General features: G+C 63.5%; 19 protein-coding genes. 11 read left to right on the forward strand and 8 right to left on the reverse strand.

Annotation, left to right across the window (positions count from 1 at the left end):
• Positions 1-69 precede the first annotated feature (69 nt).
• The 4 genes from VT84_RS10060 to VT84_RS10070 form a co-directional block, all read right to left on the reverse strand.
• The gene (locus tag VT84_RS10060) at positions 70-1,326 is read right to left on the reverse strand and encodes a M16 family metallopeptidase (protein ID WP_082839436.1); all 1,257 of its coding nucleotides are present in this window, start codon (positions 1,324-1,326) and stop codon (positions 70-72) included.
• A 186-nt stretch (positions 1,327-1,512) separates the two neighbouring features.
• Positions 1,513-1,653 carry a hypothetical protein gene (locus tag VT84_RS38340; protein WP_157469384.1) on the reverse strand — a complete coding sequence of 47 codons (141 nt, stop codon included), beginning with the start codon at positions 1,651-1,653 and terminating at the stop codon, positions 1,513-1,515.
• Positions 1,654-1,660: 7 nt separating this feature from the next.
• The gene (locus tag VT84_RS10065) at positions 1,661-2,896 is read right to left on the reverse strand and encodes a M16 family metallopeptidase (RefSeq protein ID WP_082839437.1); all 1,236 of its coding nucleotides are present in this window, start codon (positions 2,894-2,896) and stop codon (positions 1,661-1,663) included.
• Positions 2,897-2,978: 82 nt separating this feature from the next.
• The gene (locus VT84_RS10070) at positions 2,979-3,542 is read right to left on the reverse strand and encodes a GNAT family N-acetyltransferase (protein WP_052559908.1); all 564 of its coding nucleotides are present in this window, start codon (positions 3,540-3,542) and stop codon (positions 2,979-2,981) included.
• A 503-nt stretch (positions 3,543-4,045) separates the two neighbouring features.
• Here VT84_RS10070 and VT84_RS10075 point away from each other — a divergent pair.
• From VT84_RS10075 to VT84_RS10095, 5 genes are all read left to right on the forward strand, one after another.
• Positions 4,046-4,303 (forward strand): hypothetical protein, encoded by a 258-nt coding sequence (locus tag VT84_RS10075; RefSeq protein ID WP_052559907.1) that lies wholly within the window; start codon positions 4,046-4,048, stop codon positions 4,301-4,303.
• Positions 4,304-4,612: 309 nt separating this feature from the next.
• Positions 4,613-6,370, forward strand: coding sequence for a sigma-70 family RNA polymerase sigma factor (locus VT84_RS10080; RefSeq protein WP_082839438.1), 1,758 nt, complete (start codon positions 4,613-4,615; stop codon positions 6,368-6,370).
• Between the two features lie 112 nt (positions 6,371-6,482).
• Positions 6,483-6,938, forward strand: a complete 456-nt coding sequence (locus VT84_RS10085) for a hypothetical protein (protein ID WP_082839439.1) — start codon at positions 6,483-6,485, stop codon at positions 6,936-6,938.
• A 248-nt stretch (positions 6,939-7,186) separates the two neighbouring features.
• Complete coding sequence (locus VT84_RS10090) at positions 7,187-8,161, forward strand: DUF58 domain-containing protein (RefSeq protein ID WP_052559904.1); 975 nt, start codon at positions 7,187-7,189, stop codon at positions 8,159-8,161.
• Positions 8,162-8,404: 243 nt separating this feature from the next.
• On the forward strand, positions 8,405-10,558 hold the full coding sequence (locus VT84_RS10095; protein WP_082839440.1) for an alpha/beta hydrolase family protein: 2,154 nt from the start codon (positions 8,405-8,407) through the stop codon (positions 10,556-10,558).
• 97 nt (positions 10,559-10,655) lie between these two features.
• Here VT84_RS10095 and VT84_RS10100 read toward each other — a convergent pair whose 3' ends face one another.
• Entirely contained in the window at positions 10,656-11,183 is a 528-nt protein-coding gene (locus VT84_RS10100; RefSeq protein ID WP_082839441.1) for a hypothetical protein, read from the reverse strand.
• A gap of 387 nt (positions 11,184-11,570) precedes the next feature.
• Entirely contained in the window at positions 11,571-12,893 is a 1,323-nt protein-coding gene (locus VT84_RS10105) for a PQQ-binding-like beta-propeller repeat protein (RefSeq protein WP_082839442.1), read from the reverse strand.
• Positions 12,894-13,055: 162 nt separating this feature from the next.
• Here VT84_RS10105 and VT84_RS10110 point away from each other — a divergent pair, with 162 nt between their 5' ends.
• The 4 genes from VT84_RS10110 to VT84_RS10125 all read left to right on the forward strand — a co-directional run bounded on the left by VT84_RS10110 (position 13,056) and on the right by VT84_RS10125 (position 18,607).
• Complete coding sequence (locus VT84_RS10110) at positions 13,056-14,204, forward strand: hypothetical protein (protein ID WP_082839443.1); 1,149 nt, start codon at positions 13,056-13,058, stop codon at positions 14,202-14,204.
• A 227-nt stretch (positions 14,205-14,431) separates the two neighbouring features.
• Positions 14,432-15,886, forward strand: coding sequence for a leucyl aminopeptidase (locus tag VT84_RS10115; RefSeq protein ID WP_052559899.1), 1,455 nt, complete (start codon positions 14,432-14,434; stop codon positions 15,884-15,886).
• 176 nt (positions 15,887-16,062) lie between these two features.
• Positions 16,063-17,979, forward strand: coding sequence for an adenylate/guanylate cyclase domain-containing protein (locus tag VT84_RS10120; RefSeq protein WP_082839445.1), 1,917 nt, complete (start codon positions 16,063-16,065; stop codon positions 17,977-17,979).
• 439 nt (positions 17,980-18,418) lie between these two features.
• Entirely contained in the window at positions 18,419-18,607 is a 189-nt protein-coding gene (locus tag VT84_RS10125; protein ID WP_162271653.1) for a FeoB-associated Cys-rich membrane protein, read from the forward strand.
• Between the two features lie 48 nt (positions 18,608-18,655).
• Here VT84_RS10125 and VT84_RS10130 read toward each other — a convergent pair whose 3' ends face one another.
• Positions 18,656-19,537 carry a hypothetical protein gene (locus tag VT84_RS10130; protein ID WP_082839447.1) on the reverse strand — a complete coding sequence of 294 codons (882 nt, stop codon included), beginning with the start codon at positions 19,535-19,537 and terminating at the stop codon, positions 18,656-18,658.
• Between the two features lie 137 nt (positions 19,538-19,674).
• Complete coding sequence (locus VT84_RS10135; RefSeq protein ID WP_204249735.1) at positions 19,675-20,424, reverse strand: hypothetical protein; 750 nt, start codon at positions 20,422-20,424, stop codon at positions 19,675-19,677.
• A gap of 225 nt (positions 20,425-20,649) precedes the next feature.
• Here VT84_RS10135 and VT84_RS40060 point away from each other — a divergent pair, with 225 nt between their 5' ends.
• Positions 20,650-20,931 carry a hypothetical protein gene (locus VT84_RS40060; RefSeq protein ID WP_204249736.1) on the forward strand — a complete coding sequence of 94 codons (282 nt, stop codon included), beginning with the start codon at positions 20,650-20,652 and terminating at the stop codon, positions 20,929-20,931.
• A 430-nt stretch (positions 20,932-21,361) separates the two neighbouring features.
• Complete coding sequence (locus VT84_RS10145) at positions 21,362-26,602, forward strand: DUF4011 domain-containing protein (protein WP_162271654.1); 5,241 nt, start codon at positions 21,362-21,364, stop codon at positions 26,600-26,602.
• Positions 26,603-26,619 lie beyond the last annotated feature (17 nt).

Genomic DNA, 26,619 nt, shown 5'->3' on the forward strand with positions numbered 1-26,619 from the left:
GCGTGCTCCGATACTTTGGAGCACGCTTCGATTTGGGAGCTGCGGGCGAGACGCCCGCGGTCCCAGGAATTACACCGCCTTACCCGCGGTCCCGTTCAGTTCCTTCATTGGGCCGAACGCGACCACCGTGTTCCGGTCGATCGGGTAGGCGTCCAGGTACGCGCGGATGTCCTTCTGCGTGACCGCGTCGAAGTTCGCCAGTTCGGTGTCCACGTCGCGGTACTCGCCCGTGTACGTCCACATGGACGCAATCGCCATCATCCGCCCCATCGGGCGCTCGCTCCGGCGCACCACGCGCGACAGGATCTTGTTCTTCGCCTGTTGCAGCTCCGCGTCGGTGATGCCGTCGCGCTGAACGTCCTTCAGGATCTTCTCGATGCGGGCGAGGTTCTCGGTCGTGTTGTCCGGCTCGCACGTCAGCGACACGAAGATCGCGCCGCTCCCGTCGTTCTCGGCGTACCCGAAGTCGGCCGACTCCGCGTGCCCCGGATCGACGAGTTCCCAGTACAAGCGGCTCCCGCTGTAGTCGCCCACGGCCAGCGCCACCGTGTCGGCCGCGTAGCGCATCTTCGAGTCGGCCGGCGGGCCGTTACCGACGAACAGTGCGTACTCCTGCTGGACCTTCTCGCGCGTCAGCACGTGGAGCCCGCCGGGTGCGTCGGTCCACTCGGTGCGGTTCTCGCGGCCGACGATGTCCGTGTTCCACGTCGAGCACGCATCCGAGATCAACTTGACGAACTCGTCCCAGTCGAAGTTCCCGGCCGCGGACGCGACGATGTTGTTCGCCGCGTACCGGCGCGAGAAGTAGGCGTACATCTGGTCGCGTGTGAGCGCGCCGACGCTCTCCAGCGTGCCCAGGACCGAGTTCCCGAGCGGGTGCGACTTGTAGTAGATGCGCCGGGCGTGATCGGACATCACCGAGTCCGGTTGGTCGTCGTACAACTTGATCTCTTCGAGAATTACCTTCTTCTCGGTGTCGAAGTCGTCCTGGCGCAAGCTCGGGCGCAGCATGTCCGCGAGCACGTCTACCACTTTCGGCAGGTACTCGGGCAGCACCGCGGCGTAGTAAACGGTGTTCTCCTCGCTGGTCGAGGCGTTGTTGTTGGCCCCGATCCGGTCGAAGTCGAGGTTCACCTGCTCCGCGGTCCGGCGCGCGGTGCCCTTGAACATCATGTGTTCGAGGAAGTGCGACACGCCGGCCTCGGCCGGGGTCTCGTCCCGGGCGCCGGTGCGAACGAAGAACCCGACCGCAACGGACCGCGCCGAGGGGCTGGTTTCGCCGATGATCTGCAACCCGTTCGGGAGGCGGTGCGAGTGAAAGGGCATAGCGACCCTGCGAGGTAAACTCGAATGGGACTGAATACGAAGATCACCTGAACGGAAATCCGAAACGCCCGTGCGCATTCGGGGCGCCCCACCGGGCGGTTTGAACGAGCCGCGACCGCAAGGGAGCGGAAGCCTCCCGCTCCCTTGCGGTCGCGGCTCGTTACCGGGAACCCGAAGCCGTGCTTCTCAGGCGTACCCGCGGAAGAAGTACACCCACGAAAGCACCGCGGCCAACCACGTGAGCACGCCGCCCAGGTACAGGAACACGATGGGCGCGGTCACTTCGTCGGCTTCGGCCACTACGGACTGAGTTCGGTCGGTCGTCATCACGGTCTCACGCAGAAATAGTTAACGGGTTCTTACCAAGGGTCACGAGAGCCACGTCACGGACCGGGTGGCGCTCCAGGTGGGCCATCACTGCGGCCGGAGTCAGCGCGTCGATGGCCCCCTGGATCTCGTCGAACGAGCGCACCCGGCCGAGGAAGTACCAGTCGCCCGCGATGCTGCTCGCCCGGGCGCCGGTGGACTCCTCCGCCATAATCAGCGACGATTTCAGCCCGGCCTTCACGCGGTCGATCTCGTCATCGGTCACGCCAGCCTTGAGTTTGCGCAACTCGGAGAGCGTTACGTCGAGCGTTTCCTGGGCGCGGTCCGGTCCGGTGCCCGCATAGCCGATCATCGAGCCGCGATCACGAAACGACTCGTGCCGCACGCCGACGGAGTAGCACAGCCCGCGTTTCTCGCGCACTTCCGTGAAGAGTCGCGCGCTCATACCGCCGGAGAGTACGCCCTCCGCAGCGCGGGCCGCGAAGTAATCGGAGTGCCCGATCGGTACGCTCGGGTACGCGAACGCGATCTGCGTTTGGGCCGAATCTTTGAAGAGGTGTTCGGACTTCGGCTGGTGCGGTTGGGGAACCACGTCCGGCACGTTACCGGGCTCCCACCCACCGAACAGTTTCTCGATGCGGGCCTTTAGCGCCTCCCACTCGATGTTGCCCGCCACCGCGATGATCGCCTTGTTCGGCCGCACGAATTTCTGGTAGTGCGCCCGGACCGCGTCGATGGTGAGGCCCTCAATGTCCTCGGACCGCCCGCGCCGGTCCTTGTTGAGCGGCGCCGGGTAATAGCGCCGGTGCAACTCGACCATCACCTTGCCTTGCGGCGAATCTTCGAGACTCTCGATGTCCTGAATCGAGAGCGCCTGCACCGGTTCGAGTTCTTCCTCGGGCAGCCGCGGTTTGAGAATGATATCGGCGTAGATGTCGAGGAGCGGCAAAAGGTTACGCGCGAGTGCAGAGCCACCCAGCCGCATGTTCACAATGCCCGCGCTCTCGCTCCGGTCGACGCCCAAATTGTCGAGCGCGAGGGACAGTTCGCGACTATCCCGATCGCCGGCACCGCGCGTGAGCATCTCGGCCAGGACGGTCGCGATCCCGAACTGACCGTCCGGGTCGAACGCGGACCCCGCGGGGATCAGGAAGTTGACCGCCACCGAGCGCACGTGGTCCATGCGCTCCGCCAGCAGCACCAGTCCGTTGGGCAAAGTGTGCTGGTGTACCTGTTGTCCCACGGATTCGTTCCTGTTGGAAGCGCCGACCCGGGCGCGATACTTCGGGCACGGAATGCTCGTCCCCATTCTACGAACGGGGGTGTCACAACCCAACGCCGACCGTGTCCGGGTGCGGCAATTCGACGGCCCGGTAGAGCGTTTTACACGACCGGAACCCGAGCGTGCGGTACGTGTGGACGGCCGGACCGTTAGTCGCGGTCACTTCGAGGAACGCCCGGCGCACCCCGACCGACAGAAACCCTGCCAGTGCCTGCAATAAGAGCGCGCGACCCAACCGCAACCCGCGGTACTCCGGCACCACGCCCAAGTTCTGAATCCCGCCGAAGCGGTTTTCATCGAACAGCCCCTGCACGGTACCGGCCAAGCCATCGGGACCGGAGAGCAACCACGTCGCCTGCGGGCAGAACTCCGGGCGGTACCGGATCGCGGCCATCAGGTCACGGCACCCCGTCCGCGAACCGAGACTCGGGAATACGAGCGCGTCCGTTTCGTTGCGAAAGCACGCGAATTTTACCTCCGCGTGCCGGTCCAAAAGCGAATCGTCCCAGGCGACCCATGAAAACCCGGTCGGCAGTTCGATTTGCGGGAGCGGGTGCCCCAGCCCTAGCTCCATCCGGTGTCGCTTGAAGTATTTAACGTTCGCCATCGCTCGGCTCCACGGCTGCACGCATCGTACCAGCGGGAGAGGCGCGACACAACTGGCGCGAGCAAGCTGCGTCTCACACGTGCATGTGGTTGTAGCCGGAACCGGCACTCGGGCTAACAATCACTAACCTTTTGGGCGCGGGAAGCACCCGTTACACCAGCGGTCCGCCCGTCAGCCATCCAACAGTACAAAATTGCGCACTCGATGGCGCAAAATGAAACAGCACTTCGACGCCAGTCGATCTTTCGATTGACAGATTATCGAGCCCACGAACTTCTCCCGCCGCCCAAAAGCGTCCATCTCGCCAGCGCCACAACGCAATTTGTGCCCAATTCAGAACAAGATTTCATTCCTACCTGAATGCATCACGAGCAACACCAAAGAGATGCGAAATTTGCTTAAGTGCGGCCGAAGGTTTGCTCTAGTTTTGCGGTTTTGGAGCTGCAACCAAGCGATAAGTCCGGTATGTGATTCTGCCGCGCGGCAGATTAAGGAGACTGCGAATGAGGTCCAATCTCTGTAGTGACGACCTACACGACTGGTTGGTGGTGAGGTTCCTGACGCTCCCGGAGGCAACACTGGCCGACGCCGTTCGCGACCTCGAAGAACTGGACGAAGACGAAAAGCAGAATCTGAATCAGAACATGATCTTCCCGTTCGGAGCGGACGACATCCGGGCCGAATTGACGCAACTCATCGCGATTTACGGCGAACACACGCGCGTGAACGAGTTCGATAGCCACTTGCCGGCCATGTATTGAGAACCAGTCGCCCTCGCCCGTCTCTTTCTGATCAACTCCTCGACACTTCTCGGCGCCCTCGCGTCGCGCTCATCGACCTAGCGAAAAGCCAAAAGAGCCGCGGATAACGCAGATCACGCGGATCAGACAGAAGGACGATTTTTAGCCCCGTTAGGGGCGACAGCGTGTAGCCAGGGGTGAAGCAACGCGCAACCCCTGGCGGACTTCTGTGGTCGGATTTGCGCGGTGGTGCAGAAAAAACTTGTCCTGCGGGTTCGTCGGGCGGACATTACATCACATCAGGGACGATTCCCCGCTGAAGGGCCACGAATGGCTGCACTCCTCCCGATCCTCCGGCGCGCCGAGCGTGCCGAAGTCCCCGTTTCCGATGCCGAGCTAATCGACCGCTTTGGGCGTGCGCGCGACGAGGCTGCATTCACAGAGTTAGTGCGGCGCCACGGACCGGTGGTGTACCGGATCTGTCAGCGCCTAGTCGGGTCCGCGAGTGCCGATGATGCGTTCCAGGCCACGTTCCTGGTTCTCGCCACCAAACTGCGCGCGGCGCGAGCGTCGAACGCGCTGGGCGGTTGGCTGGCAGGGGTCGCGGGTCGCGTCGCCCGGCAGATGCGACGCGGAACCGGGCGCCGAGCGCGTTATGAAACCGCCGCGGCCGGAACGCGAGCCACGGAATGGGAGGACCCGTCCGTTGATCTCGCCGACCAGTTTCGGGCGCTCGACGAAGAGCTAACGCGACTACCGGACACACTTCGCGATCCCGTCGTTCTGTGCCTGCTTCAAGGGTATACGCAAGAACAAGCCGCCGCCGAATTGGGACGCGACGCACGGACCCTGCGTCGGCGTCTGGAGCGGGCGAAATCGGTGCTACGCAGCCGGTTGGAGCGGCGCGGAGTGATACCCGCGGTAGCTGGTGCGCTGGTGCTCGGAGCGGGTGAAGTGACCGCGGTGGTTTCGCACGGATTGGACCGGCGCACGGTCGCGCTAGTGTTCGACTTCCTGACTGGGGGACCGGCGCCAGCCGCCGCGCTCCCGGTCGCCCTCGCGAAAGGATTGGCGATGACCACGTTCGCACGGAAGCTCGTGCTCGGGGCCGTTACCGGCGCCCTCGGGCTGGTCGGACTCGGCGCGGTGCTGGCCGACGGCGGACCGCCCGCCCCAGCGCCCGCGGCACCCGTTCTCAGTGCCTTGACTACGGAATCCACGACGGGAATCCCTCCCGACGTAACACCTGTGGGAACGAGCGACAAACCGGAGTTCGATTGGGCACGCGACGAAGACGTGGTGAAGAATCTTAAGAGTTTGGCGGAAGCGACGCGCGATCCGAAGGCCGGGCCGTCAGTGTTCGTTCAGGCAACATGCGTTCGTGTTCCGACCGGATTCTGTGAGCGGATCGGACTGAAAAGCGAGCACGCTCAGGGAACTGTGTACGACGTCCATGTGCTTACTCCACGCGAGACGCGAATGTTCACCTCGCTGCTCCGCGTGGAACCGAACCGTGAGGTGCTGACCCGACCCCAGATGCTCATCGCGGACAAGAAAACCGGTTCTTCTCAGATCAGTCAAAATCTGGACATGGTGACCGAGGTGCGGGCCACGACCGAAGGCCAAAACAAGATCTACACCGCGAAGACGATGCCGGTGGAAGTGGGATTCAAGATGCAGGTCACTCCGACGATCACCTCCAACGGGCTCGTGCATCTGGAAATTAAAACCTTGCACACCAATCTAGTAGACGGATCTGTAAAGGTGGGTGGGGCGCGAGCACCGATTCTCAACGAGCATGCAGTTGGGTCGCATGTGCTTGTCCCGGATAGCGGAACGGTCGTGTTTCGTACCGTGGTTCGGGGGGCGCCTCCTCAAAAGGCGACCACGACTGAAACCGGATTCCCATTTCCTCTTACAGAAATCCGCGAGAACTGGCCGTCGCACGAGATTCTGTGGATATTGACGACGCACGTCGTCCGCGTTCCCGAAAAGGGGAAAGAATCGCAACCCGCCCCCACGCCAGCCGCACCGGTTGCGCCCGTCACGCAGCCCCTGCCTCCGGTCGAATTGCCCCCGCGCCAGTGACCGCGTGTTGGCCCCGCGCCCGGTGCGTGGGGCCAACGGGTTCCGGCACGCGGGCCACTTGCTAAAACAAAGGCACTGTTACCGTGCGCCGCACCTGTGGTGAAGTGCTTTTATGTGGTACCGCGTGTTCGGAGCGTCCGAAGTTGAACCCACCCCCGCCGCACTCGCCGCGCACCTGCACGCGCGCGGGCTCGCGGTGGAACCGCACTTCAAAGGCGACGACCTCGGCTGGACGAGCGGCGAACTCCGGTTCGCCAGCGGTTCACCGGTTCTGCTCGCGCGATTCCTTACCAAAGAGGACGACCTGCGCGACGACCTGAACGCGCACGCGGCCGAACTGGAAACGATGGACTACAGCCCGAACAGCGGGCCGCTCATGGAGCGCGTGATCCAGACGAAGCAGCTCGTCACGCTGCGCAAGCCCGTCGATGCGCCCGACGAAGTGCTCTCCGAAAAGGTGCTCGAAGAGGCGTGCCGGTTCCTGGCCGGCGCGACCGACGGTATGTACCAGATCGACGGCCGCGGGTGGTTCACGGCCGCGGGCGAGTTGCTGGTGCAAGAGTATTAGGGCGCGCCAGGGAACACAGGGCTTCCGCCCTGTGCTACGCCAGACGGCCCCTCCGGGGCGAAGACAACAAACCACCACCGCGGAGCGCGGCATTACGGCGGGCAGTCATGTTGAGGCGATAACAAATACCAATGCGTTTCCGCCCCGGAGGGGCCGGCGGACGTAGCACAGGGCGGAAGCCCTGTGTTCCCTGACACCCTGTGCGCTTCTTCCCAGCGACCGACGGTTCACAAGCAAACGGCTCCTTCATGAACGCAGAGAAGTACCTCCGCCCGGAAGTGATCCGTCAGGTCGCGCGGCTCGACCTGCGCGCGAAGTTCATCGTGCAGGGGTTCCTAACGGGCCTTCACAGCAGCCCGTACCACGGCTTCTCCGTCGAGTTCTCCGAGCACCGCAAGTACAACCCGGGCGACGACCTCAAGTCGCTCGACTGGGGCGTGTACGCGAAGACCGGCAAATACTTCGTGAAGAAGTACCAAGCCGAAACGAACATGACGGGCTACCTCGTCATGGACCTGTCGAAGTCGATGGACTGGAACGGCCCCGCGGAGGCGCGCAAGGCCGGCGTGAAGATCGACTGGAGCGCGCTGGGAGCGGCCGACGAGACGCTCACGAAGTTCGACTACGCAGTCTGCCTCGCGGCCGCGCTCGGGTACCTGATGATCTACCAGCAGGACCCCGTCGGGCTGGTCGCGTTCGACACGAAACTCCGCACCGTGGTGCCCCCTAAGAGCAAGCGCACGCAGCTCGGCACCATTCTCTCTGTGCTCGCGAACCTCAAAGCGACCGGTGAAACAAACATCCCGGAGAGCCTCTTTCAGCTCGCGTCGATGATTAAGGGCAAGAGCCTCGTGATGCTCTTCAGTGACCTACTGCCCACCACCGACGACTGGAAGGCCGAGGCGGACGCCCTGCTCCGGAGCCTTTACCGCCTGCGCTACGCGGGCCACGAAGTGATCGTGTTCCACGTGCTCGACGTACTCGAAGCGAAGTTCCCGCTCGCGGGGCTGGTGGACTTCGAGGACGTGGAATCGACCGAGCACAAAGAAATCGACGCGAACGGCATCCGGGACGACTACATCGCGTTCGTGGAGGAGTTCCGCGGGTACATCAAGAAAGAATGCACCGCGGCGAACGTGGACTACCTCGGTGTGGACACTTCTGTCGGCTTCGACGCGGCGCTCATCGAGTACCTCGTTCAGCGCCAGCGCCGGTTCGGGTAAGATCGCGGCTGTTGATTGCCTCCCGCGCTGGCCTGCTGCGTTGAATTGGTGGGTTTGGTTTGTGGTTCGGTGGCACAGGCCTCTGGCCTGTGTAATGCCTCCACAGGCCAGAGGCCTGTGCCACGAGCAAAGACATTTCTTTGACACAGCGCGCAACTGGCTACAGACTGAGGCGAATTGGTACAAGCCAGTGTAAGATCGCGGCTTGTATCCCTCTCCGCTCATTCATCCGGAGGTAAACGTATGCGAATCGCGCGTTCGGTCGCGGTCGTCGCCCTGGTGGTCTGTGCGTCACAACTACCGGCCGCAGACAAGCGGCCGATGACCCTCGACGACTTCTTCGCAGTCAAGCGGGTAGCCGCTCCGCAAATCAGCCCGGACGGGAAACACGTCGCCTATCAGGTCACGACGGTCGATCTGGCGAAGAACAAGAGCGCCACCGCGCTGTGGGTCGCCGCGACCGACGGAAAGGGCGAACCGAAGCAACTCACGCCGAAGGACGTGCCCGGTCGCGAGCCGCGCTGGTCGCCGGACGGCAAGTGGATTCTGTTCGAGTCGCGTGGCGGGCTTTACGTGACGGACCTTGCGGGCAAAGAGCCGCTGCTCGTCGCGCAGATCAGCACCGGTGCGAGTCACGGCATCTGGTCCGCAGACGGCAAGTCGATCGCGTTCGTGTCGAGCGTGTACCCGGAATTCAGCGAGAAACCGTTCGCCGAAAGCGACAAGCTCAACAAGGAGAAAGACGACGAGATCGCGAAGAGTCCCGTGAAGGTGAAGACGTTCACCAAACTCTTCTACCGTCACTGGGTCGAGTACACGGGTGACAAGCGCCAGCACCTGTTCGTGGTCGAAGCGAACCTCGACCCGGCGCGCAAAGCCCTCCCGGAGCCGCGCGACGTCACGCCCGGCGACCGTGACGCCTTCCCCACATCGTCCACGTTCGACAGTGGCGACAACTTCACGTTCACCCCGGACGGCGCGCACCTCGTGTTCACCGCGCCGCCCGCCGAGAGCGAGGCGTGGAGCACGAACTACGACCTGTGCCGCGTGAGCGTCACGAACACGTCCACAAAGTGGGAAACACTCACAACGGACAACAAAGCGGCCGACAGCGGCCCGAAGTTCAGTCCGGACGGCAAGAAACTCGCGTGGCGCGCGCAAACGCGCGCGGGCTACGAGGCAGACAAGTGGGACATCGTAGCAACGGACGTGAAACCGGACGGTGCGCTGAATGGCAAACCACAGAACTTAACCGCAAAGAGAGACGTGTCGGCCGACGAGTTAACGTGGAAGGACAACGACACCATTTATTTCCCCGGCGACGACACCGGTAGGAAGCCGATCTTTAAAGTTACGCTTACCGACACGGAAGTTAGCTGGTGGGCGGGTGGTGATCCGAGTGTCGGGCAGGGAAGCCGCAGCGCCATCAGTTTCGGCCAGAACGGGAGCTTCGCGTACCTCTACTCTCGACTGGATTTCCCTCCAGAAATCGTAACGGAATATGTCGATCCCACTGGCCCGGTTGTCGTGGCAAACGTGAGCAAGGCGAACGCAAAGTTGATCGACGAACTCGATCTGCCGCGACCGGAGGTAGTCGGTCATCCGAAAAACGCGGGTGTCACTGTCGATGGCAAAGTGGAAATGCAGATGTGGGTTCAGTACCCGCCCGGGTTCGACGCAAAGAAAAAGTGGCCGGTGGTGTACCTCGTTCACGGCGGCCCGCAGAGCGCGTGGCGTGATGCGTGGAGCTACCGCTGGAACCCGCAACTCTGGGCAGCGCAGGGCTACGTGGTGGTGATGCCGAACCCGCGCGGGAGCGTCGGCTTCGGCCAGAAGTTCACTGACGAGATCACCGGGGATTGGGGCGGGAAGTGTTACCGCGACCTCATCGCGGGCTTGGACTTCGTCGAGAAGCTCCCTTACGTCGATAAGGACCGGATCGCGGCGGCGGGCGGGAGCTTCGGCGGGTACATGATGAACTGGTTCGCGGTGAACGACGTCGCGCCGCGGTTCAAGTGCCTCGTCACGCACTGCTCGGTGTGGAACTTCGAGAGCATGTGGGGCACGACCGACGAATTGTGGTTCGACGAGTGGGAGCACGGTGGGCTCCCGTGGGAGAAGCCCCAGAAGTACGCCGAGTTCTCACCGCACAAGAAGGCCGGGAACCTGGGCAAGTACAAGACCCCGATGCTCATCATTCACAACGATTTGGACTTCCGGTGCCCGATCGGTCAGGGGCACGAGCTGTTCACCGCGCTCCAGCGCCAGGGCGTGCCGAGCCGGTTCGTGAACTTCCCGGACGAGGGGCACTGGGTGCTCAAACCACAGAACAGCGCCCACTGGCACAAGGAAATCTTTGCGTGGCTCAAGAAGTACGCACCACCCGGAGCGCAGTGAGCCTACGTCGAACGTCGTAAGCCGCAACGTCAGACCCCAACCATCGGCATCGGGTCTCTGACGTTGCGGCTTACGACTGTTCGGATTTGATTGTGCGTTACTGTTGCCAGAGAGACGCTGGGACGCGCTTCTTGACGGGCTTCGTTTCGCCAATCGATTTCCCACTAAGCTCAAGATCCAGGTACTGAATGGCTCTGGGTGGCTTGGGGAATACGAGCACCTCGACACGTGGCTGTTCGGATGTCACGGGCCCGGGGCCGAACTTGTACGACTTGGCTTTAGGCATGTTGTTCCACTGCTTCTCCAGCATCACATCGACAAGGAGATTAAAAGGCTTTTGCGCGTACTTGTTCCCGGCATCGTCGCTCATCTTCGCGGCCCCGACGCCGAACTGCCGCCAACCGGTGAAGTTCACCAATTTCCTGTCGTCGTCGGTGCTAACGACAACGAAAAGAAACAGCGAATCGTTCTCAAAAATCTCCGCAGCGATCACATCGACGTGAACTTTGTTGGCCCCAGCAAGCGGAGCCGCCGCTGTATTTGACGCTTCCGGATTTTCGTGCCGGTGTCGTTCCCGATAATCGAGAAGCACGATCCTCGTCACGACGACGACCACGACCATCATGAACAACAAAATGCCGAGTACGATTGCGATTCGTGCCGGGGTCGAAAGCCTCCACCAGAGCGGTCGCGCCCGTCTTTGGACGGGAGAGTGACGATGAACGGCCCGTTCATCGTCACTCTCGGGTTCTAACGGCTCGTTGCTACGACTCGGGCGCATCTTGGGCTCGCGTTGCACATTCCGGGTGGAGCACGTAAGGGTACTCGCACACGCGGGCGAAGGGAAGTATAAGCGCCCGCCCTTGTAGCTACACCGGACTCGATCACACAGTGCGTTACCGTCCAACGAATTGAGAGAACGGTGGAACCCTTGGAAGTGAAGGGCTCCAGGTTGTTTGAGGCCACGAAAGCGGGCCAATCCCGGGAGCCGCTACCGGCCGTTCGCCCAGCTTCACTTCGCCAAGTCGACGCAGATGAGTTCTTTGTCGTTGCGGACGAACATCTTCTTGTCGGCGAACGCCGGGGCGCACCACACGACCTTGCGCCCGAAGGCGGCACTCGTCTGCTCGATCACCTTCGCGCGGTCGATCTCGTCGTACCCCTGCGGCGTCAGCTTGCCGATCACGAGGTGCCCGGTTTCGGCGAAGAAGAAGAACCGGTCGCCGTTCTTCACCATGAACGCGGTCTCCGACCCCTTCGGCTTGTCCCCGCCGACCGGCCCCACATCCTCCCACACGCGCTTGCCCGACGGCAGCTCGACGGCGAACATCATCCCGCTGTCGTCGTAGCCGTACAGCAGCCCGTCGAGCAGGAATGGCTGCACGCTGCCGGGGTACAGCGCGGTCTTCTTCTTGTTGTTGAAGACCACCTCCGCCTCGGGCTTGTCTGCGGCGAGCTTCACGAGCAGGTTCTTGGCCGGGTACCCCGCGACGAACAGGTGGTCGCCGACCCGCACCGGGGTCATCACCGCGTACCCGAAGTCCTCGGAGTACGGCTTCGACCAGTACTGCGCGCCGGTCTCCGGGTTCACCGAGTACACCGCCTTCGGCCCGGCCACGATCATCTGACGCTTCCCGCCGGCCTCGGTAATCATCACCGGCGAGTACCCCTGCTCGGGCAGGTTCCCGGCCTTCCAGATCTCCTTACCCGTGTCCTTGTCGAACGCGACGACGTGGCTCCCCGCACCACCGACGAGCGTGACAAGTTTCTTGCCGTCGATGAGCGGGTGCGAGGCGTATCCCCATAGAGCCGGCTTCGTCTTGTACTCCTTCAGGAAGTTGTGCTCCCAGAGCACCTTCCCGGTCTCGGCCTCGAAGCAAAACAGGTTGCCCATCGCGCCGAGCGTGTAAACCTTTCCCTCGTGAACGGTGGGCGTGCAGCGCGGGCCGGACGGGTAACTGATCTGGTACGGGCAGTCGTACTCGTGCTTCCACAACTCTTTACCGGTTTTGGCGTCCAGGCACAGCACGCGCTCGGTGCTGTTGACTTTGGCCTTCGTGTCGAACGGGTCGGCCGGGTTCTCGGCACCCTTTGCGAGCACGCGGTCGGTCACGTACACTTTCCCGCCGACAACGGCCGGCCCCGCGTACCCGCCGGCCACGGGTGCGCGCCACAGCACCTTCGGCCCGTCCTTCGGGAACTTCTCCAGGATGCCGGTTTCGCGCCACACGTTGTCGCGCTTCGGTCCCATCCACTGCGGCCAGTCATCAGCGCGGGCGGTCGACGCGGGGGCGAGCGCCACCACCGCTAGTAGGAGCATCGTGCGGGGTCGCATGGGAACCTCCGGAGTGAGCAAATGAGCTGATTATCATGACCCGTCTGCGAACGGTGAGCAAGACGAACCGGGCTCGCAATTTCCCCTTCCTCTGCAAGCGATTCTCGGTGTATGAACGGCGGTCGGGGCTTCCCGGCCGCCGTTCGTCGTTCAGGAGTTCGCATGCTCCGCACCGTCACCGTTGTTGTTGCGCTCGTGCTCGCGGTTCCGCCCGCGCCCGCGTGTACGTTCTGTGGCGACAACGTGCGCACGCGGCCCACGTTGCGCGTGCAGTACGCTCAGGCGAAAGCAGTCCTGTACGGGCAACTCAAGAACCCGCGCATCGACCAAAAAACGGACGAGGGGTTCACCGATCTGAACGTTGGCGCGGCTCTGAAAGACGATCCCGCACGCGGGAACCAGAACGTGCTCGTCCTGCGGAGTTACTTGCCGGTCGTTGGTGACACGCCGCCCGATTACCTCGTGTTTTGTGGCGTGTCCGAGGGCAAACTCGCTGTCACGGGCGGGGTACCCTCGTCGGCCGCAGTGGTGGAGTACCTGAAAGGGGCCGTGAAGCTCGACGCGACCGATGCGGCCGCGCGCCTCGCGTATTTCTTCAAGCACCTCGGCTCAACGAACGCGATTGTGGCGGCCGATGCGTTCGTGGAATTCGCCCGTGCGAGCGACGCGGACATCGTGAAAGCCGCCAAGCACTTCGACCCGGCCGCGCTGCGGAAACTCATCACCGACGAAAACACGCCGGCCGAACGGCTAGGTGTGTTCGCGTTCCTGCTGGGCGTGAGTGGCGGGCGCGACGACGCGGCGTTCCTCGAAAAGTTACTGAAGCAATCTCCCGCCCCCGAGCGCGTGCGAGAAGCCTTCGGCGGGTTGCTCGCGGGCTTCGTGTTGCTTGATGGCAAGAACGGGTGGGCGTTCACGACGGCTACGCTCGCAGACACTAACCAGTCGTACTCGGTGCGGCTCTCCACCCTTGGTACAGTGCGGTTCCTTCAGGCGACACGCGGCGCAGAGTGTAAGGCGGAGGTGCTGAAGTGCTGCGCCGCGCTCCTTCCGGACGGTGACTTCGCGGACCAGGCCGTCGAAGACCTGCGCCGGTGGGGGTGGTGGGACTTGAGCGCGGACGTGTTCGCGCAGTTCGCCAAGCCCACGCACTCCGCTCCCATCGTCCGGCGCGGGATCGTTCGCTACGGGCTGAGCTGTCCCAACGAGGACGCCAAGAAGTTCATCGCCGCGGTAAAGCAGAACGACCCGAAGCTCGTCGCCGCAGTCGAAGAAATGCTGAAACTGTACGAGCTGGCGCCCAAGAAATAATCGCGCCGACGCCCCTTCATGGGTGAACCCCGCCCGCAAGGGCGGTGGGTTGCTTTTAACGAGCGGGTGATACTACGCGATTACGGGAACCTGCACCCACCGCCCTTGCGGGCGGGGTTCGCCCGCAAGGGCCACACGCAGGGAGTGTGTGCGCCCTTGCGGACCGACCGTGAATCGCGCGATATCATCTCTTTCACGATCCATCCCGTACCAACCTGGCCCAACCCGTGATTAACCTCCCGAAGACCCAATTCAACACGTCCTCCGAATCGCCCGCGAGCGTACCGGCCGATTGGCTCATCGTGGGCGTGTGGGCCGATCAGCCGTACAGCGGACCGGCAGGCGACGTGCTCGAAAAGTTGCGCGAGCGCGGCGACTTCGGCGCGAAGCCACTCGAACTGGTGCCCGTGCTGAACCCCATCGGCATCGCGGCGAAGCGGCTCCTCTTCGTTGGCTTGGGCACTCGGGCGCAAGCTAAGCGCGCCGCCCTTCACGATGCGGCCGCGGCCGCGGCGCGCCATGTCAGCACGAAGAAGGTCGGGACGGTCGCGTTCACGGTTCCGGGACCGGAATTCACGCTCGCGGTCGGAATCGGGCTGGCCCAGGGCGTTCAGGGACCGGGGATTCGGAAATCCGCGCCCACCCGGTTCGCGCCGGAATCGCTGCTCCTGGTTGGCGGGAACGGGGCTGACATGCCTCGTGTTCGTGCGGAAGCGCGGGCACTGTGGCTCGCGCGCGAACTGGTGAATCTCCCACCGCGCGAACTCTATCCCGAGACGTTCGCCACCGTCGCCGCCGACGCGGGGCGAGCGACCGGGTTCGATGTCGAAGTGTGGGATGAATCGCAGCTCGCGGCCGAGCGCATGGGTTCACTCCTCGGAGTCGCGCAAGGCTCCAACCGACCCGCGCGTCTGGCGATCCTGCGTTACGCGGGGGCGCCCGGCAAACCAGTTCTGGGGCTGGTCGGGAAAGGCGTCACGTTCGATAGCGGCGGACTTTCGCTCAAGCCGACCGACGGCATGGTGGACATGAAGTGCGACATGGCCGGCGCCGCCGCGGTGCTCGCGGGTGTCCAGGCGATTGCAGAACTGAAACTGCCCGTGAACGTTGTGGGCGTGCTCGCGCTCGTCGAAAACATGCTCAGCGGCACATCCATGAAGCTCGGCGACGTGCTGACCGCGCGCAACGGGAAGACCATCGAGGTACTGAACACCGACGCCGAGGGGCGGCTCATTCTCGCGGACGCACTGTGCTTCGCCTCGGAACAAACGAAGTTCTTGGTGGATTTCGCCACACTCACCGGGGCGTGCATGGTCGCCCTCGGCACCGAGACGTCGGGCCTCATGACGAACAACGACGGGTGGGGAGACCAGATCCTCACGGCCGTGTCGCGTGCCGGGGAGCGCGCGTGGAAGCTGCCGATGGATTCGAGCTACGACGGGCTGATTAAGAGCAAGGTCGCGGACATGCGGAACACCGGCGGCGGGCGCTGGGCCGGGGCTATCGCGGGCGCGAAATTCTTGGAACAGTTCGTCGGCGACGCGAAGTGGGCGCACCTCGATATCGCCGGCCCCTCGTTCGCGGAGGGCGATTCCGCTACCCTCGACGCCGGTGGCACCGGCTGCATGGTCCGCGCGATCGTCGAAATGGCGCGCGGGTTTGAAGGAACCGCGCTAGTATAGTCAGTGTTGGTTGCATCTCCCCAATCAACAGGCTAGAAAACGGGTGGCTCTGTTCCTGTGAGCCCCGCCACCCGAGCCTGAAATGCATCCCGACGGTCTCGATTTGGCCCGCACGCGCGCCGGTGGCGCGCGAGCCTCTGTCGCGCTCGTCGTTCGCCGAGCGGAGTTCGCGTCTCATGGCTGACCTGGAAGCACTGACCCGAATCGACCCGAGCGCGGCCACCGGGTCCAGCGTGATGTCCCTGCCGGGGCAGTTCAGTTGGCGCTACACGCTCCCCGAGAACCGCGTCCTCAAGCTCGGCAGCGAACCGAAAGAATGTGACTGGGCCGTGCCCGAGGACCGCATGATCTCGCGGTTCCACGCGACCCTGGAATGGACCGGTTCGACCCTCGTCGTCACGCGGCGCGGCGTCATTCTGCCGGACTACCCGAACAAGCCCGGGAACCAAATTTGGTTCCGCAACAAGGCGGTCGAACAGTGCGAAGTGCGGCCGGGCGAATGGTTCGTCATCGGTCAAACGCGATTCACCCTGCGCGGCGACGCCGACGTTGACCCCGACGCGCTGGTGGACGCGACCCTCGTTCAGCGCCAGGAAGAACGCAGCCGGTCCGAACTGGAAACCGTTACGTTCACCAACCCCGGTATGCTACTCAAAGCGCTGGAGCAGCTCCCCGCGTACCTGAAGGTAGTGGCGAGCGAACCCGCGCTGTTTAAGCAGATGCTCAAGGTCGCGATCGCCGCGCTCCCGAAGGCGGACGCCGCCGCAATCGTGCGCGTCCCGCCGGACAGCGCGATCACGGACCTGCGCGTCACGGTCGTCGAGCAGAACGTTCGCAACCCGAACGCGGGCACCGCGGACGAGTTCGTGCCGTCTCGCAAACTGGTACGCCGGGTCGTCTGCCAGCAGCGCAAGAGCTGCTTGCACATCTGGTCCACGGACCCGTCCGATTTCACCCAGGCTGGGAGTTCGCACCACACGCTCACACTCGGATCGCTGCACCAGCAGGGTGCGACCCCGTGGGCCATTTGCACACCGTTTCAGGACGGTTCGCAGCACGCACTTTACGTGAGCGGGCGGCTCATGAACCCGGCGGGCCGCGAGCAGAAGCCCGATACGACGTACCTGACCGAGTACCAGAAGTTCGTCGAGATCCTGGTAGGGTTGCTCGAGTCGACGCGCCGCACGCTCCGGTTGGCCCGCCAGGTCGCGGTCACCAAGGAGGCGTGGCCCAGCAACCTCCGCAAGTACCTCGACGACCCGGAGCGACTGGAAGCGCTGCTCAAAACCCCGCAGGAACAGGACGTCACGGTTCTGTTCTGCGACTTGCGGGGGTTCAGCGGGTTCGCGGAGGAGCACGGGGAGAGCCTGTCGAGTGCGTGGCGCGAGGTACAATCGGCCCTCGACACGATGAGCGGCGCGATCACCGAGAAGGGTGGCATCGTGGCCGGGTTCCGCGGCGACGCGGTTCTTGGGTTCTGGGGCTGGCCGGAAAAACCCGCGGACCAGATCGAGCGTGCGGCCGAGGCCGCGTTACGCATTTACGAACGGCTCTCGGGGCGCCTGCTCCAGCGCCGGTGCGGGTTGGGCGTCACCCACGGGCGCGCGTTGGCCGGGCGCCTGGGGGCACACGACCTCGCGGTAGTGGACCTCTACGGCCCGGTCGTGAACCTCGCGTTCCGCCTAGAAGAAATGACGAAGGCTTACGGTGTGGGGATCATGGTGAGCGACGAGGTCGCCACGCGACTCCAGACGGTGGACCCGACCAATCGACGGTGGCGCCTCCGCGGCCTCGGCACCGTTCGCCCCCGTGGGATGAAGAAACCACTTGCTGCGTATGAACTTTCGCCGACCAGTGCCGTGACGAACGCTGAGTCGTGGGTGACGAGCGACGCATACGAGGCCAACCTCGCGTTCTGGAACGCGGCGGTGGAGAAGTTCGTGAAGGGAGCGTGGGCCGAAGCGAACGACGACTTGGACGGCTTGTTCGCCGACGACCCGGCTGCGAAGTGCTTCCTGCGCTACATGAAGCGCCACAATGGTCAGAGGCCGCGGGACTGGGACGGAGTGTTCACCCCTCGCCCGGAAGAGTGATAGCCCGGCGAACCCTGCTCGCGAGGGCGGCGGATGCGGGTAGTGGGGGTATCCGCCGCCCACAAGGGCGGTCACCGAACAGGGGTGAATTCGCACTGAAATGGATTGTGGTCTTTTGTTCACATGGGTATAATCTGTGAGATGCGAGACGTGTCTCGCAACCAGTGCGCGTCGATCGGTGCATTCAGCTACACCGTTGGGCGCTAAATCTGACCTGGTGTGTTAACAATTGTTAGCCGTCGGCAGGGAAGATTTGGACGAACGACGGTACCAAAACGCTTAATTCGAGCGGATTTTTGCGCGAAATCAGTCGTTGCTGTCTCTGTTCGGCCGAAAACGTGAGCGATTGTTAGCCGGGTGGGGCGAGTGAGGTCGGGCCTGCCCGCGGGTACTTAAAGTCGTCGGCTCAATGCTGTCGAGTTCCCGAACGGTGAGGGGTATGTCCACAACACTTCAACTCGTCGTGGTCGGGGGCGTTGTCGCGTTTGCGGCGGGGTACGTTCTGCGTGCGATGTGGAAGACGTGGTTTGGCGCGTCGAAGCCCGGGTGCGGTTCGGGGTGCGGTAAGTGCGCGACATCCGATCCGGAACCCGAAGTGAAGGGCCGGCGCCCGCTCCCGATGGCGTAACTTCTGAACGCTCGCGCCGCGTACTTGTGCGGCGCGAGAGCAGATCGGTTATTTCTTCAGGGCGTTGATTTTCGATGTGAACGTTACGGCCCCGCGCATCGAAACCGACCCGACTTGGGGGAATTCGGCAACGATATTGACCTTGGCGTCCGCGGTGGCGTCTTCAAATTCGACGCTCCCATCGATGCACGTATCGATGGTGATTTTCATGACCATTTTGCTGTCTGACGTGGTCGCTATAGTTTCGTCGCCGCTCCCGATTTCGGTGACGATCCCCGTAATTGCGAACTCCATGACGCCGAACTGTGCTCCGGCCTTCTTGTAAACTTTGACGAGCTTCCCTTCGATCGTGGACTTGTCCGCGTCGAACGTGATCTTCCCGTCCCCGAACAGTTTGAGCATCTTGTTGACCTTGTCGGCCGGCACTTTCCAGCTCTGGCCGACCGCGACGGCTTTGGTGGGGACGAGGTCTTCGTTCGTCGGCTCGTCGGCCTTTTTGTCCTTGTAACTCTTAATCAGGTCCGGTGCGTTGTCCTCTGTGAGAGGTTTACCGTCGACGCTGAAGGTGAATACACCTTCGACCTTCTCGATGAGAACCGTTTTCCCGGCGTACACGGCCTTGGTGGTTTCGCCCTTTTCGGTTTTCTCGGCGACGGTGTACTTGCGCGACAGCATCGTGATCTGCTTGGTATCGGCGTCGATGGCCAGAACTTCCTCGGTGTAAACCTCTTTCGTGTCACTCGTTACGGTTTCTTCTTTCTTCACACCGTCGCCGTTGATTACCGTGCCGATTTTGCCCTTTTCGTTTTTCTCGACACGGCTCTGGGTTCCCTCTTTGCTCCTGTAGAGCTTGATGAGATAGGTTTCTTCGGCCCCGGCCGCTCCCGCGCTCAAACCGACTACGAGGACGCTCGCCAGTAACGTTTGCATCGAACCGTCTCCGCTGTTTTTTGGTGTGGTCGAGCGATGTGCCGACCTGCCATGCGAGCGGAAACGTGGCCGAAGTGTTACAGATCGGGGCGGCAGAGAAGGGGTGGTAGGTCGGGCGAGAGAGCGTTTTCGAGACGTTACTCGGCCCCGCTCCCGTGGTTCCGGGCCGCGACCTGGCGCGACACCACACCGACGGGCAGCAGTTTCGGGCGCGGGACCACGACCCCGGTGATGCCGCCGTGGGCGTCCCAGAGTTCGCGGTAACTCGCGCGCAGGAACTCGAACTTGCTGGGGTCCGGGTGGCGCGCGAGGTAGGCGTCCACCAGTTCGGCCATCCGCTCGTCGTATTGGTCCTTCGAGTGCGAGTGGACCGTGTAGCGCCCGGGGTGGCGCCGGAGGTCGCCGTCGAACTCCGGCGCGACATGGTACAACTCGTGGAACACCGTAATGAGCTTCTCGTGGAACGGCTGGTCGATGAACCGCGGTAAGCAGAACGTGAGCACGTAGAGCATCTCGTGCCCGTTCACGAAGAACCGCTGTACCTGATAGTCGGTCGGGCCGTGGCGCCGGGTAAGTGCGCCGTCGCGGAACCGGAGCGGCGTAACGCGGGCCTGAAGCCCGTACCGGCTGCGGTTGCGGCTCGGCGTGAACGTGACCAGCACGCGCGGCATGTGGACGTGGCGCAGCGGTTCACACCGGGCCACAACGTCCTCGCACAGCGTTCGCATGCCGGCGGTGAAATCCAGCGGTACCTTATTAGACCGAACCGGAACCGGTGGCCGCGCGCCGTCCGGGAGCACCCAGCGCGCCGGGAGCGGGGAGCGAGCATCCCACCGCAATTCGAGCGGTAAAGGGTGCGGGCGGCTGCGGTTCCGTGCGACGGTCATCCGTTCAGGTCGTCCGTTCGGGAGCGAGAAGCGACAGGGTGCCATGCTAGGGCCGAAACCCAACGCGGTCAACGACCGAACGTTCCCCGATCCCGCCCCAACGCGCGCGACCGCGAAATTTCACTGAAGCCGCGGTACCGTTCTTGTCGATACAAGCGGCATCACCGGTTACCCGCGCGTTGGGGCGCGACGGGGAACCGCGAATGAACGGGAGTGAGGATTCAGATGCGAACCAATCGGCGGTGGCTGGCGAGCGTCGCAGCCTTGCTCGGCCTGACCCTGACGTGCAACAGCGGGTGTCAAACGGTTATGGGCGGCATGACGCTGCCCAGTCCGCGGTATCTGGAGCACTACCCGCAATATTTCGCACCAGATCCCTCGTTCCCGCTCCCGCGTGAACTGGCGAGCCAGGAAGATCCCGAAGGTGCGGCGCGCCGCGGTGGTCCGGTTCTCGGCGGCCCAGCTCCGGCTGCTCCGGCGAACCCGGCTCCGGTCGGCGGGCGCTGAGCCGATCGAACTTTCGGTTCACTTTCGACACGAGCGGTCATGGACCGCTCGTGTTGGCGCTTTGGGCAAATTACACCCGCTTAGTTGCCCCATCTTGTGATCGAATTAGCCGCTTGTGTCCCGATGGTGTCGGGCATAAGCGGCTTTTGGTGTTTCAGCAATTCGCGCCAATTCTCAATCGCCGGTGCGCTGAAGCCTCTTCAGGGGCAAACTCGAGCTTCTCCCTCTGCCACCGGCATGAAACGAACATATGTCGCGGTTGGTACCGGGGCTACGCTGGAGCGGGTGAGCGCAGTCTTGTTTCGATTTGAGCGAAAACGCGGCGCTGTTTGTGGCGAACCACTTCCAAATGGGCGGGGGCGATTTCCGTTTCCCCATTTGCCCCGGCGGATACGCTGACACGGCGGAACCCCGGTTACACGAGAACGCAATGCCAACCGATCTCGACACGCGACTCGCCGAGTGGCGCAAGGCCCTGCTCGACACCACGAAGCGGAACCGGCTCATCAAGTTCGTGGCCGGGCGCATCGGCGGCGTGTCGCTGATGCACCCGCTGGCGCCGGACTTCTGGCGCCAACTGGTTCAGGACGGCCACCGGCTCACGTTCGCGTGGAAGCGCGACATCCTCGGGCTGCCGCAGGAGGTGCTCGATGCGGAAATGCTCTCGTCCGACTTCGATCCGACGACCGGAACGACCCAGGCGAACGAGGACGCGGTTCGCCGAGAGTTGCTCGATCAGTGTTTGCGCTCGAACCGCCTCAAATCCGCGCACCTACTCACGGACCAAACCGATCGACAACTCGCCGCGCGCCTGATCCGGCTCAAGCGCCTGTCGGAGGAAGCCCAAACCGATCACGGCGTTACCACGCTGTTCGCGGCGTTCGGCTTCCTCCGCTGGTACGAGAGTGCGGATTCGGAAGAGGAAATCCGCTCGCCGCTGTTGCTCGTTCCGGTGAAGCTCGAACGCGAAACGGTAGAGGCGCCGTTTACGCTCGTAGCAGAAGAGGACGACATTCTGCCGAACCACTGCCTCGCCGAGTTGCTCCAAACGCAGTTCCGCATCAAACTGCCCGCTGCGAACGAGTACACACTCGACCCGGAAGACCCGGAGTGCGCGGCGAAGTATTTCGCGCTCGTCGCGGACCGCGTAAAGGACATTCCTCGGTGGGGCGTGGTCCCCGAAGCGGCGCTGGGCGTATTCAATTTTCAGAAACTCGCGATGTGGGAGGATTTGGGGCGCAACGCGGAGAAGGTCAAGGCGCATCCGGTTTGCCGCGCAGTAGCGGGCGACGGCGCGGCGGCTCTCCAACCGCCCAGCGATCTGCCGACCGCGGAGCAACTCGACGCGGTGGTTCCGCCGGTCGCGGCCGTTCACATTCTCGACGCGGACAGCAGCCAGCACGAGGCGATCGAAGCGGTCAAGCGCGGCGCGCACCTCGTGATGGACGGCCCGCCCGGTACGGGTAAGAGCCAGACTATTTCCAACATGATCGCTGAAGCGCTGCAGTCCGGCAAAACGGTGCTGTTCGTGAGCGAGAAAACGGCCGCACTCGAAGTCGTGAAGCGCCGATTGGACCGCTGCGGGCTGGGCGACTTCTGTTTGGAACTGCACAGCCATAAGGCCAACAAGCGCGAAGTCGTGACCGAATTGGGGCGGTGCCTGGAACTGAAACCGGTCGGCGCACCGGACGTCGATTCGCAACTGACGCAGTTGGCCGAGAGCCGGAGCAAACTGAACGACTTCGTGGCCGAATTGCACAGGATTCGTGTACCGCTGGGGATGTCGGTGTTCCGCGTACACGGCGAGGTCGCGAAACTCGGGAGCTTGCCCGCACGCTCGCGCATCGCGATTCCCGATGTGTTGAATAAAGACGCGGCTTATCTCCAGTCATGCGACGATGTTCTTACACGCCTGGGCGATTGTGCGCCGGTGGTGGAGAACCCCAGTGGGCACCCGTGGCGCGGGTGCAAGCTCGTCACGTTTTCGCAAGAAGCGAAGGACGATGCGCGATTCCACCTGAACCGGCTCGCCGGAGCGATTCCCGCAGCCGAAAAAGCGGTGGCGGCTCTCGCCGAAGCGGGTGTTAGCCCTGAGCCGCCCTCGGTGCTCGAATGGGACGCGGCTCTCGCGGACGCCCGTTCGCTGCTCCCGCTCCCATTCTTTCCGCCCGAGTGGTTCGATTCTGACCCGCGAACGGCTGCGCAGCGCGCGGTCGAACTGCACCAAGCGGTTCTGGAGGCGCGTGAACTTGGCGCGAAATTGCCGGAATTCGACCTTGTGGCGGTGAAGAGTTGTGACGCTAACGCTCTCAGTGCGGTGAGCACCGACCGCGAGCGCCTGACCGAAGGGGCTGCACTCACGCTCCGCAACCGATTCGTTGTGGTGCAACAATCCGCGGACGCGATTCGGCGCTTGGACTCACTGGCCGCAGAACTGGATCGCGCGGCCCTCGCCGCGACGCAGGCACTTGGGGTGGGGCGCGTACCGGAACTGGCGAAGCTAGCCGAGTGTGTGCGCCTGGGAGATGTGATCGGTCGGATCGGTGCAGGGCCGCGTTCGTGGGGGACTGCCGGGCGGCGAAAGGACTTGCTCGCGGTGGTGTCGCGTGCGGACGAGCAGGACCGGGCCGCACAAACCGTCCGAACCGACCTCATTTCGCGGTTCTCGCCCGCGGCGTTCGCGCCGGAATCGTCCGCAATCGCGCGCGATGCGGCCAACGCCGGGCGGTCGTTCTGGTCGCGCCTGTTCCCGCGCTGGTGGGGTTTGAGTAAACAGGTTTCCGCGTGGTACGCCAGTTCGCCGCGAACGGGGACATTGCTCCGGACGGATGTAACCGCGCTCGCCGGGTACCACCAACAGGCCGATGCCGCTCGTCAGGTAGTGGGTGCGTATGGCAACGACCTGATGAAAGACACGACCGGCGGACCGGATTGGACCGGGACGCTGGAGGCTCTTCGGGCAGTGGAAACGCTGGAAGAGTGGGGCGTGAAGCACGAATCACTCGCAAAGCGCGACCGGAAAGCAGTTGGTGATAGTACAACCGCGCTGGAAGCCGCGGAGCGCGCGTTTCGCGATCAACTCACGGCAGCGGGGCGAGATTTTGTTGTTCCGCCTCTCGAAGCGAAGACACTCGCCGAAGTACGAGCGTGGCTCGCGATCGAGTTGGCCGCGCTCGATCGTGAAGCGGCCGGATTACAGGCACTCATCAAACTGTTGACCCCGGGGCAAGACGTCCCCGGCACCCGTATTCGCGACGCGGCTGTGGCTTCCGCACGGCTCTCGGTCGTGGCCTCGCGCGTCAAACAGTTGGAAGAAGGACAGCCGACCGATGACCGCGTGCGTGCGGAACGCGCTACACTTGGCGAGGAACTGCTCCGATTGCTTGATCGGTGGAAGCGCCCGGTGCTGCCGCAACTAAGAGGCGTCCTCACGGAACAGACGGCACGGGAACGATTAAAGGCGGCTATTCAGCAGAACGAAACAACTCGCGCCGGTGCGTTCGCGACTGAGTGGAGGCACGTTACGGGAGCCGTCTTCGATCCAACAGTCACGGTTTCGACCAACGTCGTTCTGAATAACTTGCCGCTCGCGGAACTCGCGCTGTGGGCCAGTGATCGCGCTGCGGATGCCGACCGCGTGTTCGAGTGGGTGCGGTTTGTGCACGTCGAGCGCGACGCCGGGGCCGCGGGTTTGGGCGGTGTTCTGGATGAGGTGCGCGCGGGCGAGTTCGGGGTGGAACACGCGGCCGAGGCGTTCCGCTCGCGCTTCTTCCGTTTGTGGCTCGATGCCATTCATCAACAAGTGCCCGTACTCGGCGAATTCACGACGGACAAACAAGAGCGGCTCGTGAGTCGCTTCGCGGAACTGGATCGACTTTCTGTGCGGACCGCGGGTGATCGCATGCGCTCGCTGTTGCTCACGAAGTCCAACCGCCCGCGTGTGCGCGACGGTGCGCCCGATGCGTCGGAACTCGGCATCCTGTTGCGCGAGGTGAACAAGAAGCGCCGGCACCTCCCGCTGCGCCACCTGTTCGCGAAGATGCCGACGCTGCTCCCGCGCATCAAGCCGTGCCTCATGATGAGTCCGCTCGCGGTCAGCACCTACCTCGATAACCCAGAGTTCGCGTTCGATCTGGTGATCTTCGACGAAGCATCCCAGGTCCGACCACACGACGCGGTGTGCGCGATTTACCGCGGAAAGCAACTCGTGGTCGGCGGCGACCCCAAGCAACTTCCGCCAACAGATTTCTTCGCTCGCAGTGGCGAAGACACGAGCGACGAGCCGCACCCCGACGAGGGCGGTACCGCAGGGTTCGAGAGCTTGTTGGACGTGTGCCTTTCGCTGGGGATTTGCCGCAAGCGATTGCGGTGGCACTACCGCAGTCGGCGCGAGGCGCTCATCGCGTTCTCGAACAAGTTCTTTTACAGCAGCTCGCTCATCACATTCCCGAGTGCGGACGACGCCACAAGTCCCGCAGTGCGGTTCGTGAAGGTGCCCGAGGGCCGCTTCAAGGACGGCGTGAACCCGATCGAGGCGAAGCGCGTGGCCGCACTCGTGATGGAACACGCGCGACAAACACCGGACCAGAGTTTGGGCGTGATCGCGTTCAGCCAACGGCAGCAGGACCGCATTCTCGATGAACTCGAAGTATTGCGCCGCGCGAACAAAGGGGCTGAAGAGTTCTTCGCAGCCGATCGCGTAGACCCGTTCTTCGTGAAGAACCTGGAAAACGTGCAGGGCGACGAGCGCGACGTGGTGATGCTGAGCATCGGTTACGGGCCGGACGACGTGGGTAAGGTCGCGATGCGGTTCGGGCCGCTGAACCGGCAGGGCGGGGAGCGCCGGTTGAACGTTGCGGTCACGCGGGCGCGGCGGGCGATGTGCGTCATCTCGAGCATGACCTCGAACGATGTCGATTTGTCGCGCACGGAAGCTGAGGGCGCGAAGCTGCTCAAGGCATTTCTCGATTTCGCCGAACGCGGCCCTACCGCTCTTGCGGCCGCAGTAACCGAGGCCGGCCGGCGCGGGGCCGACAGCCCGTTCGAGCAAGAGGTCGGCGACGAGTTGGCGCGGCGCGGGCTCACGATCCACAGGCAGGTGGGGTGCGGCGGGTACCTCATCGACCTCGCGATCACCGACGCGGGTGGGGGAAAGTACCTGCTCGGCGTCGAGTGCGACGGCGCCACCTACCACTCGGCCGCGACCGCCCGCGACCGCGACCGGCTCCGCCAGGCGGTGCTCGAAGGGCTGGGCTGGCGCCTCGTTCGGGTGTGGTCCACGGACTGGGTCCGGGACCGCAACGGTCAGGTGAATCGCGTGCTCGCGGCGCTCGAAGCGGCCCGCAAACCGCCCGCGAAACCCACCCCCGTGCCCGAGCCGGAAGTGGTCGCGGCCGTGAAGCTTAAACCGGTGAAGGAAGTCGAACTGGATTTCGATTCCATCGAAAAGGTCAGCGATAACGTGCTTCACGACACCCTGTTCGCGTCGCTGACAGAGTTCGGGACGATGCCCGCGGAAGACTTGATCTCCGCAGTGTCCAAGCGCCTCGGGTTCAAGCGCGTCGGGCCGAAGATCCGCGAGCGCGTGGCGCAGGCGATCAACACCCTGACGGCCGAGGGTAAGCTGACCTCGACCGAAGACAATTTGGTGAAGGTGGTTGTGCGGCCCTGAGTCCGCTCGCCTTGTCA

Origin of the sequence: Gemmata sp. SH-PL17, assembly GCF_001610855.1 — a bacterium.
Lineage (GTDB): Bacteria > Planctomycetota > Planctomycetia > Gemmatales > Gemmataceae > Gemmata > Gemmata massiliana.